Annotated in this window: 13 protein-coding genes and 1 pseudogene; 4 read left to right on the top strand and 10 right to left on the bottom strand. The window is 60.7% G+C overall.

The genetic code is table 11. The features are described from left to right. Both D8U60_RS26040 and D8U60_RS26045 read left to right on the top strand, forming a co-directional pair. Positions 1-914 (top strand): sulfate ABC transporter substrate-binding protein (locus D8U60_RS26040; RefSeq protein WP_130901290.1); only part of this gene is annotated, 914 nt, incomplete at its 5' end. 166 nt (positions 915-1,080) lie between these two features. Continuing rightward, positions 1,081-2,268 carry an MFS transporter gene (locus D8U60_RS26045; protein ID WP_024012134.1) on the top strand — a complete coding sequence of 396 codons (1,188 nt, stop codon included), beginning with the start codon at positions 1,081-1,083 and terminating at the stop codon, positions 2,266-2,268. A gap of 180 nt (positions 2,269-2,448) precedes the next feature. Here the strand turns inward: D8U60_RS26045 and D8U60_RS26055 are convergent, their stop codons facing one another. Both D8U60_RS26055 and D8U60_RS26060 read right to left on the bottom strand, forming a co-directional pair. Beyond that, positions 2,449-2,853 (bottom strand): type II toxin-antitoxin system HicB family antitoxin, encoded by a 405-nt coding sequence (locus D8U60_RS26055; protein WP_130901292.1) that lies wholly within the window; start codon positions 2,851-2,853, stop codon positions 2,449-2,451. Further along, positions 2,853-3,047 carry a type II toxin-antitoxin system HicA family toxin gene (locus D8U60_RS26060; RefSeq protein WP_130901293.1) on the bottom strand — a complete coding sequence of 65 codons (195 nt, stop codon included), beginning with the start codon at positions 3,045-3,047 and terminating at the stop codon, positions 2,853-2,855. The genes D8U60_RS26055 and D8U60_RS26060 overlap by 1 nt, the downstream gene beginning before the upstream one ends. A gap of 201 nt (positions 3,048-3,248) precedes the next feature. On the opposite strand from D8U60_RS26060, the gene D8U60_RS26065 reads away from it, so the two are divergent. Together D8U60_RS26065 and D8U60_RS26070 are read left to right on the top strand one after the other, a co-directional pair. Next, positions 3,249-3,716 carry a helix-turn-helix domain-containing protein gene (locus D8U60_RS26065; RefSeq protein WP_110601113.1) on the top strand — a complete coding sequence of 156 codons (468 nt, stop codon included), beginning with the start codon at positions 3,249-3,251 and terminating at the stop codon, positions 3,714-3,716. Continuing rightward, complete coding sequence (locus D8U60_RS26070) at positions 3,713-4,288, top strand: PIN domain-containing protein (RefSeq protein ID WP_110601111.1); 576 nt, start codon at positions 3,713-3,715, stop codon at positions 4,286-4,288. Before D8U60_RS26065 ends, D8U60_RS26070 begins: the two co-directional genes overlap by 4 nt. A 45-nt stretch (positions 4,289-4,333) precedes the next feature. On the opposite strand, the gene D8U60_RS26075 is transcribed toward D8U60_RS26070, so the two are convergent. From D8U60_RS26075 to D8U60_RS26110, 8 genes and pseudogenes are all read right to left on the bottom strand, one after another. Then, positions 4,334-4,738, bottom strand: a complete 405-nt coding sequence (locus D8U60_RS26075) for a hypothetical protein (RefSeq protein WP_016771039.1) — start codon at positions 4,736-4,738, stop codon at positions 4,334-4,336. 25 nt (positions 4,739-4,763) lie between these two features. Further along, positions 4,764-5,963: a c-type cytochrome biogenesis protein CcmI gene (ccmI, locus tag D8U60_RS26080; protein ID WP_130901294.1), complete on the bottom strand. Its 1,200-nt coding sequence runs from the start codon at positions 5,961-5,963 to the stop codon at positions 4,764-4,766. After that, positions 5,960-6,430 (bottom strand): cytochrome c-type biogenesis protein, encoded by a 471-nt coding sequence (locus tag D8U60_RS26085; protein WP_016771041.1) that lies wholly within the window; start codon positions 6,428-6,430, stop codon positions 5,960-5,962. The genes ccmI and D8U60_RS26085 overlap by 4 nt, the downstream gene beginning before the upstream one ends. Continuing rightward, positions 6,427-6,963: a DsbE family thiol:disulfide interchange protein gene (locus tag D8U60_RS26090; protein WP_024012128.1), complete on the bottom strand. Its 537-nt coding sequence runs from the start codon at positions 6,961-6,963 to the stop codon at positions 6,427-6,429. The genes D8U60_RS26085 and D8U60_RS26090 overlap by 4 nt, the downstream gene beginning before the upstream one ends. Next, positions 6,960-8,948: a heme lyase CcmF/NrfE family subunit gene (locus tag D8U60_RS26095; protein ID WP_041479622.1), complete on the bottom strand. Its 1,989-nt coding sequence runs from the start codon at positions 8,946-8,948 to the stop codon at positions 6,960-6,962. The genes D8U60_RS26090 and D8U60_RS26095 overlap by 4 nt, the downstream gene beginning before the upstream one ends. Positions 8,949-8,951: 3 nt before the next feature. Further along, on the bottom strand, positions 8,952-9,407 hold the full coding sequence (gene ccmE, locus D8U60_RS26100; RefSeq protein ID WP_016771044.1) for a cytochrome c maturation protein CcmE: 456 nt from the start codon (positions 9,405-9,407) through the stop codon (positions 8,952-8,954). Continuing rightward, positions 9,404-9,580, bottom strand: coding sequence for a heme exporter protein CcmD (gene ccmD, locus D8U60_RS26105; RefSeq protein WP_016771045.1), 177 nt, complete (start codon positions 9,578-9,580; stop codon positions 9,404-9,406). The genes ccmE and ccmD overlap by 4 nt, the downstream gene beginning before the upstream one ends. Next, positions 9,577-9,819 (bottom strand): annotated as a pseudogene (locus tag D8U60_RS26110) (heme ABC transporter permease); the annotation flags it as partial. The pseudogene D8U60_RS26110 and the gene ccmD, both read right to left, overlap by 4 nt.

A 9,819-nucleotide genomic window follows, 5' to 3' on the forward strand; every position in this document is an offset into this window, starting at 1 on the left:
TTTCCTACGACGTGATGCGCGATTTCTACAAGGACTACAACACTGCGTTCCAGAAGCACTGGCAAGCCGAGCACAACGAAAACATCACCGTGCAGATGTCCTTCGGCGGCTCGAGCAAGCAGGCGCGTTCGGTGATCGACGGCCTGCCGGCTGACGTCATCACCATGAACATGGCCACCGACATCAATGCCCTCGCCGACAACGGCAAACTGGTCCCGGACAATTGGGTCACGCGCCTGCCGAACAACAGCGCGCCGTTTACCTCGGCCACGGTGTTCATCGTCCGCAAGGGCAACCCGAAAGCTTTGAAAGACTGGCCGGATCTGCTCAAGGATGGCGTGCAGGTGATCGTGCCCAACCCGAAGACTTCGGGTAATGGCCGCTACACCTACCTGTCGGCCTGGGGCTACGTGCTGAAAAACGGTGGCGACGAGAACAAGGCCAAGGACTTCGTCGGCAAGCTGTTCAAGCAGGCGCCGGTACTCGACACCGGTGGCCGCGCGGCCACCACCACGTTCATGACCAACCAGATCGGCGACGTACTGGTGACCTTCGAAAACGAAGCGGAAATGATCGCCCGCGAGTTCGGTCGCGATCAGTTCGAAGTCATCTACCCGACCGTCTCCGCGGAAGCCGAGCCACCGGTTTCGGTGGTCGACAAAGTGGTCGACAAGAAAGGCTCGCGCGCTGCGGCTGATGAGTATCTGAAGTACCTGTGGTCGCCGGAAGGTCAGGAAATTGCGGCGGCCAACTACCTGCGTCCGCGTGACCCGGCGGTGCTGGCGAAGTACACCGACCGTTTCCCGAAAGTCGATTTCCTTTCGGTGGAGAAGACCTTTGGTGACTGGCGCACGGTGCAGAAAACCCACTTCAATGATGGTGGCGTGTTTGATCAGATTTATACCGGGCAGTAAGGCTTGATCTGAAAAATCAAAAGGCGACCCACCGGGTCGCCTTTTTGTTGCGCGGGAATACCGGTCATTACACGGCGTAATAACAGTTATCATCCGAAAACGTCTTCTGCCAGTCCACGTTGTCCATTAGCCTCAGCGCTTTCCTGTGCCCGACCCGAGATCCCCTATGACCACCACTCCTCACGCAATGACCCGAGGCATGGTCCTGCTGTTCGCGTTCTGCTGCGGCGCCATCGTTGCCAACATCTACTACGCACAGCCGATCATCGGCCTGATCGCGCCGGACATCGGCCTCTCCGACACCATGGCCAGTTTCATCGTCTCGCTGACGCAGATCGGCTATGCGTTGGGCCTGTTCTTTCTGGTGCCGCTGGGGGATCTGCTGGAGAACCGGCGGCTGATGATCATCACCACGGTCGTGGCGATCGCCAGTCTGCTTGGCGCCGCGTTCACTGAACAGCCGAACGTGTTCCTGCTGATCTCGCTGCTGGTCGGCTTCAGCTCGGTGTCGGTGCAGATCCTGATTCCGCTGGCCGCGCATCTGGCGCCGGAAGAGTCCCGTGGTCGCGTGGTGGGCGGGATCATGGGCGGTTTGCTGCTGGGCATTCTGTTGGCGCGACCGGTGTCGAGTGTGGTCGCCGATCACCTCGGCTGGCGCGCCATGTTCATGATCGCCGCAGCGTTGATGGCGGCAATCAGCGTGGTGCTGGCACTGACCGTGCCCAAGCGCCAGCCGGATCACAGCGCAACTTATGGCCAATTGATCGGCTCGCTGTGGACGCTGCTGCGCCAGCAACCGGTGCTGCGTCAGCGGGCGTTTTACCAGGGTTGCATGTTTGCCACGTTCAGCCTGTTCTGGACCGCCGTGCCACTGGAACTTGCACGCAACCATGGCCTGTCGCAAAGCGAAATCGCGATCTTCGCTCTGGTGGGCGCCATCGGTGCCATCGCCGCGCCAATCAGCGGCCGCCTCGCCGATGCCGGTCACACACGCATCGCCTCGCTGCTGGCCATGCTCTTCGCCAGCCTGAGCTTTCTCCCCGCCTTCATTCACCCGGCCTACAGCGTCATCGGCCTGGCCGTGACCGGCGTGGTGCTGGACTTCTGCGTGCAGATGAACATGGTCCTGGGCCAACGCGCGGTGTACTCGCTGGACGCGAAAAGTCGTGGCCGCTTGAACGCGCTGTACATGACCAGCATCTTCATCGGCGGCGCCTTCGGCTCCTCGGTGGCCAGCGCGGTGTACGAGCATGGCGGCTGGTTGTGGATCGTGATTGTCGGCAGCGTCTTTCCGCTGCTGGCGTTGCTGCGGTTTTTGAGCACTTCACGACGCGCTTCATTGGCCACGGCTTAAGGCTTCAAAAGCTTCGCGAGCAGGCTCGCTCCCACAGGTTTTGGGTGACCTTCGAATCACTGCAATGCACAAAACCAGTGTGGGAGCGAGCCTGCTCGCGAAGGCGTCAGTTCAGATCATGTTTGCACCGACTGACACACCGCTTTCGCGAGCAGGCTCGCTCCCACAATTGCGCAGCCCTCAATACCGAACCAGTTTCTCCATCGCCGCATCCGCCAGAAACGAGGAGCGGCTTTTGACGTTATGCTCGCGTACATAGCGATCAATACGCTGAATGACATAGCCGGGCAGCGTAACGTTGACCTTTTCGGTCTTGCCCAGGTATGGCGAGATATCCAGCTCCAGCATGCCCCAGCCCATCTCGGCAAAATCCGGATGATTGCGATGCGCCGCTGCCGAGGTCGGCATCGGAATCGCCTGACCGGCCGCCGCGATCTCCTGCAGCATGAGGTGAGCCACTTCCACGGCCGCGTTGTAAGCCTCCTCAAAGCTGTCCCCGACCGTGACTGCGCCGGGGATATCGGGGATCTGAATGCCGATGGCAGTGTTCTCGTCACCCCACTCGATGCAGATGGGATATTGCATTACGGATCTCCTTCATGACGGGTTGGCGGGCTGAATAACCCCGCGCGCCGCCGAATGCTTTTGACTGTCCCCAGCGGTAAATCCTTTTTCGGATGCGGGACGGCAATCGTGTTCGGGTTGTAACGATGAGTGAAGATGTAATGACTGCCCGCAACCCGATCCAGCGACCAGCCCGCCTCCTCCAGCTCCTTCATCAATAGCCTGCTCTGCCCCAACCGCCTCTTTGGCCTGGCCCATTAAAAGTAACTCTAGAGTTATCTTTACTCAAGCACAGAATGGGACGGGGTGATGGTTGATTGTTTTACAAAGTATTCCTGCACCAGTTTCGTTTATTGCGAATTTCGTTTGATTCGAATAACGTCCGCGGATCTTCCTTACAATGCTGGAACTGTCTTATGACCACCGCTACTTCATCCGCCATCAATCTGCCCGTCGAACGTGAGGTCAAAGCCGCGATTGAAGGCCAGCGCGCCCTGACCGCATTTCTCGCAAGCGGTTTTGAAACTCAGCGAATCCAGATTTTTGATGAACAGAACGAAGCCCACAGCGTCGAGCTGCCAACATCGGCGTTGCGCTTGCTGAGCGATATCCTCGCGGCGCTGGCGCAGGGCAACGCTGTGAAGGTGGTACCGATCCACGCGGAGCTGACCACGCAGGAAGCTGCCGATCTGCTCAACGTCTCACGTCCGCACATGATCAAACTGCTGGAGAGCGGTGAGATTTCCTACCACAAAACAGGCAAGCACCGACGTGTGCGTTTTGCCGATCTAATGGAATATAAAACCCGGCGAGACACCGCCAGCGAGCAGGCAATGACGCTTCTCGCGGAGCAGGCACAGGCGCTAAGGACAGGATACGAGTGAGGCATTCCTCTTTCACTGCTGTATACGATGCATGCGTTTTATATCCGGCCCCTTTAAGAGATTTTCTGATGTGGCTCGCTTTGTCCGGGCTGTATCGGGCTCGCTGGACTCAGGAAATACACCACGAATGGAAGCGTAACTTATTGAAGAACAGGTCCGACCTGAGCCTCGAACTACTCGATCGCACATCGCAATTGATGGACCTGGCCATTCCAGATGCGTGTATCGATGGCTATGAAGACTTGGTGTCAGGCCTGACGCTGCCTGATGAGAACGACCGCCATGTTCTGGCGGCCGCTATCCGATGCGGTGCCGATGTAATAGTGACGTTCAACCTGAAAGATTTCCCCTCCTGTCACCTCGCGCCATATGGCATCGAAGCTCAGCACCCGGATGAGTTTGTGGAAAACCTTTTTCATCTTGATTCGGCTGCCGTCGTCGCTGCGGCTCAAAGCCAGCGACGGCAATTGAAAACGCCCACTGTGGAGGTGGACAAATATCTTGGCTTTCTCCAACGGCAAGGCTTGGTCGAATCGGTAAAGGCGTTGGGTAAGTATCGTGCGATTCTCTGAGAATCAGACGCAAAAAAAACGGCGATCCCAGGATCGCCGTTTCTCTTACTGCCCGAACTTCTTGCCCAACCCCGGCGGGACGCCGTGGATGTTGGTGTCTTCCCACGGGCCGTTGGGGCTGACCGAGCGGCTCCAGCCGTTGTTCCAGCGGTAGTAGGTGCGCTGGCGGTAGAAGGTGTTGGTCTGGTCGTCGAGCACGTAGACGCCGAGCTTCTGGTCCCAGTGGCTGTTGCCGCCCGGTGGCGGGGCGAAGCTGGCCGAGGTGCGGGGCACGGGCTTGGCGGGTTTGGCCGGGATGCTCTTGCCGGGGCTTGGCGAGGTCGACGGGGTTGGGCTTGGCTGGGACGGCGGGATCGGCGGCAGGCTGGTGGTCGGTTCCGGGCGTTGTACCGCACATGCACTCAAGCCCAGGGCCAGTGTGAGGACTGTGATGCGGGCGATGGTGTGCATGGCAGTGCTTTCCTGTTGGGTCCGGTTACTTGTCCGGGCTGTCGATAGTCAGTTTTTGTGGCGCGGTGGTGCTGCTGGCCAGTGGGCCGCTGCGACCGATCCACTCACCGGAGGTCGGTTGACCGGCCCGTGAGATGCGCGCAACCAGTTGGACTTCAGGGAAGTTGGACAGTTTCAACTGCGGCATCATTGCGTCGGCATCGCCCAGTTCGACGGTCACCGGCAGGTCAGCCACGGTCAGGCGTTTGGCCGCCAGCGGCGCCGGTGGGCCTGAAGTGGCGCGGGCGAAGATGAACACGCTGTCGCCCGGTTGCACCTTGCCTTTGAGTTCGCTGGCCAGATCCACGCTGACTTTCAGTAACGCAGCTTTCGGCGCCGCTGCCGGGGCAACTTTGCCGCCGCTGGCTGTCAGGCGTTCGGCGGCACGCTCAATGCCGCCTTGCAGCGCAGCGCGAGAGTTGTCATCCGGCGGCAGTTGCGCGAGCAGGCGATTCCAGTAGTCGATGGCCTCCTGATAACGCTCGCCTTCGAACGCAGCGATGCCGAGCAGGCCGAGGCTGGTAACTTCCTTCGGATCTGCCTTCAGCGCTTCGTCGGTCAATTTCTGAATCTGCTCCGACCACTTTTTACCGTCAGCAAAATACTGCGCCTGCGCCCACTGGCCGAGCAGTTCCGGCTGGCGACCGGCGAGGTTGGCGGCGCGTTCGAACATCTTCGCCGCGTCTGCCGGGCGGTCCTGAGCCATGTAGGTACGGCCGAGGAAATACAGACCTTCAGCGGAATCCGGTTGTGCGGCGACCGCACGTTCCAGACGCTGGGTCATCTCTTCCATCGACTGCGGTGCCTGAGCGAATTCGCGGGTCAGTTCGACCTTGTCGGCGGCGCCGAAATGCAGGTACAGACCGAGGCCCAGCACCGGTACCAGCACGGCGGCCAGCAGCGGCAACGGTTTACCCAGACGCGAGACACGCGGCGCGACGGCGCCTTCGGTGTCGGCGAGCAGTTCACGCGCAGCTTCCGCGCGACCGCTGTCCAGTTGCGCGGCGTCGAGCACGCCCTCGGCCTGCTGCGCTTGCAGCTCGGCCACCCGTTCCTGGTACAGCGCGACGTTCAACGCGGTGCGATCTTCTTCCCGCTGGGCGCGGCGTTCGCGCAGTACCGGGATCAGCAGAAAACTCAGGGCGACCAGAAGCAACAGCCCTGCGGCGAGCCAGAAATCAATCATTCTTGGTTTTTATCCAACAGTTGGTCGAGACGCTGACGTTCTTCGGCAGACAGCGATGACGGCGTTTCGGCACGCTGCCCGCGACGCCTGCGCACGATCAGCGCGATCACCACGAAACCACCGAGCAGCAGCCCGGCCGGGCCGAACCACAGCAGCGCGGTCTTGGCATTGAGCGCCGGTTTGTAGCGGACGAAATCACCGTAGCGATCGACCATGAAGTCGATGATCTGCTGATTGTCCTTGCCCTCGCCGAGCATGCGGAAAATCTCCTTGCGCAGGTCGGCGGCGATCGGCGCGTTGGAGTCGGCAATGTCCTGGTTCTGGCATTTGGGGCAGCGCAGTTCCTTGGTCAGTTCGCGGAAACGCTCGCGGTCGCCCTCTTTGGCAAATTCGTAGGTGTCGATGGCCGCGTGGGCGACACCGGCCAGGCTCAAGCCCAACACCACTGCTGCGAGAAAACGCTTCATGGCTTGGCCTCATCGACCAGCGCCTGATACTTGGCCGCGAGTTTTTCGCGCCAGACCTGCTCGTCGATCACCCCGACGAACTTGTCGCGGATGATGCCTTTGGCGTCGATGAAGAAGGTTTCCGGCGCGCCGTAGACACCAAGATTCAAGCCCAGCGAACCCTCGTCGTCACGAATATCCAGCGCATACGGATTGTGAAACTCGGCCAGCCACTTCAAGGCGTCGGCATTGGTGTCCTTGTAGTTGATGCCGTAGATCACCACGCCGCGCTCGGCGAGTTTGTTCAGCACCGGGTGCTCGACGCGGCAGGAGATGCACCAGGTGCCCCAGACATTGACCAGCGCCGGTTTGCCGAGAATGTCGGCCTTGGTCAGCGTCTTGTCACCCTGCACACTCGGCAGGGAAAACTCCGGGAACGGCTTGTCGATCATCGCCGACGGCAGCTCCGCCGGATCCAGATACAGCCCACGATAAAGAAACACCGCCACCAGCAGAAAAATCGCCAGCGGCAACAACATCAACCAACGCCTCATGCCGCCGCTCCCGTCATGCCCAGTGCCTCGCGCACTTTGCTTTTCACCTTGACCCGATAACGCCGATCCAGCGCCGCCAGCAAACCACCCAATCCGGTGAGCAAGCCGCCGAACCAGATCCAGCGCACGAACGGTTTGACGTGTACGCGCACGGCCCAGGCGCCGTTATCCAGCGGCTCGCCGAGGGCGACGTAGAGATCGCGGGTGAAACCGGCATCGATGCCGGCTTCGGTCATCACCGAGTTCTGCACGGTGTACAGACGTTTTTCCGGGTGCAGCACGCTGATTTCCTTGCCGTCACGAATGACGCGGATGGTGCCTTTGTCCGAGGTGAAATTCGGCCCTTCGAAATGCTTGGCGCCTTCGAAGACGAATTGATAACCGGCCAGATCCATCGACTCGCCCGGCGCCAGACGCAGGTCGCGCTCGGCACTGTTCTGGCTCGACAACACTACGCCCAGCGCGCACACGGCGATGCCGAGGTGGGCGATCTGCATGCCCCAATAACTGCGGGTCAGCGTCGGCAAACCTTTGATCAGGCCTTTGTGCCGGGTCTTGTCGAACAGATCGCGCACGCCGGCGAGCAACACCCACGCCGCCAGCAGGAACGTCGCGATCACTGCCCAGTTGAAATCGCCGTACGCCACGCCGGCGACCACGGCCAATGCGACGCTGCCGAGCAGCACCGGAGTGAGCATGCTCGCCAGCCATTTCACTGGCGTGTCCTTCCAGCGCACGATCACGCCGATCGCCATGACCAGCATCAGCAACGCCATCAACGGGATGAACAGCGCATTGAAGTACGGCGGGCCGACCGACAGCTTGGCGCCGCTGATGGCATCAAGAATCAGCGGATACAACGTGCCAAGCAGGATCATCGATGCAGCCACGACCAGCACCAGGTTGTTGCCCAGCAGCAAAGTCTCACGCGACCACAGATTGAAGCCAACCTGACTTTTCACCACCGGCGCACGCAGCGCAAACAGCGTCAGCGAACCGCCGACCACGAACAGCAGGAAAATCAGGATGAACACACCGCGCTCGGGATCCGAAGCGAAGGCATGCACCGAAGTCAGCACGCCCGAGCGTACGAGGAAGGTGCCGAGCAGGCTCAACGAGAACGCGGCGATTGCCAGCAACACCGTCCAGCTCTTGAACACCCCACGTTTCTCGGTGACCGCCAGCGAGTGAATCAACGCGGTGCCGACCAGCCACGGCATGAACGAGGCGTTTTCCACCGGGTCCCAGAACCACCAGCCGCCCCAGCCGAGTTCGTAATACGCCCACCAGGAACCGAGGGTGATGCCGATACCGAGAAACGCCCAGGCGACGATGGTCCATGGCCGCGACCAGCGCGCCCACGCCGCATCGAGACGCCCGCCGAGCAGCGCGGCGATAGCGAACGCGAACGCTACCGAGAAACCGACGTAGCCCATGTACAGCATCGGCGGATGCACGATCAGGCCAATGTCCTGCAGCAACGGGTTGAGGTCGCGACCGTCGGCGGGAATCTGCGGCAGGATCCGCGAAAATGGGTTCGAGGTAAGAATCAGAAACAGCAGGAAACCGGTGCTGATCATACCCATCACCGCCAGGACGCGGGCGAGCATGACTTGCGGCAACTGCCGGGAGAACACCGACACAGCGAAAGTCCAGCCGCCGAGGATCAACGCCCACAGCAGCAGGGAACCTTCGTGGGCGCCCCACACCGCGCTGAATTTGTAGTACCACGGCAGCGCGCTGTTGGAGTTCATCGCCACGTAGCCGACCGAGAAATCGTCGGTCATGAACGCATAGGTCAGGCAGCCAAAGGCAAACAGCAGAAAGGCAAACTGGCCCCACGCCGCCGGTTGCGCCAGGCTCATCCACAAGCGGTCGCCGCGCCACGCGCCGAGCATCGGCACCAGCGCTTGGACGAGTGCAAAACACAGCGCGAGGATCATCGCCAGATGGCCCAGCTCGGGAATAAACAGTGCGGCGGCCATCGATCAACCCTCCTTCACAGGCGTCGGCGCGGATTGACCGCTGTCCTTGAGCGCTTTGGTCACTTCCGGCGGCATGTACTTCTCGTCGTGCTTGGCCAGCACTTCATCAGCCACTACCACGCCATCGGCGTTGAGCTTGCCGAGGGCGACGATGCCCTGCCCTTCGCGGAACAGATCCGGGAGGATGCCGCGATAGGCGATGGTTACGGATTTGTTGAAATCGGTAACGACGAATTTGACGTCCAGCGAATCCTTGGAGCGTTGCAGCGAACCGGCCTCGACCATGCCGCCGGCGCGGATGCGCGTGTCCTGCGGTGCTTCGCCGTTGGCGATCTGCGTCGGTGTGTAAAACAGATTGATGTTTTCCTGCAACGCGCTCAGGGCCAGGCCGACAGCAGCGCCCACTCCTACCAGAATCGCCAGAATGATGATCAGACGTTTTTTGCGCAGCGCATTCACTTGCCGTTCTCCCGGCGCAGACGACGCGCCTCTTGTTGCAGATAACGCTTGCGCGCCGCAATCGGCGCCACCACGTTGAGGGCCAGCACCGCCAGGCAGATGCCGTAGGCCGACCAGACATACAGGCCGTGATGGCCCATGGCGAGAAAATCGCCGAATGAAGCAAAACTCATCGCGCCGCCTCCAGACTCTGCTGCACTTCGGTCTTCACCCAACTGGCGCGGGCTTCGCGCTTGAGTACTTCCAGACGCATGCGCAGCAACAGCACGGCGCCGAAGAAGCAGTAGAAACCCAGCACCGTCAGCAGCAGCGGCAGCCACATTTCCGCTGGCATCGCCGGTTTTTCCGTGAGGGTGAACGTCGCGCCCTGGTGCAGGGTGTTCCACCACTCCACCGAGTATTTGATGATCGG

The sequence above is a fragment of the Pseudomonas sp. Sample_11 genome, from assembly GCF_004307505.1.
Taxonomy (GTDB): domain Bacteria; phylum Pseudomonadota; class Gammaproteobacteria; order Pseudomonadales; family Pseudomonadaceae; genus Aquipseudomonas; species Aquipseudomonas atacamensis.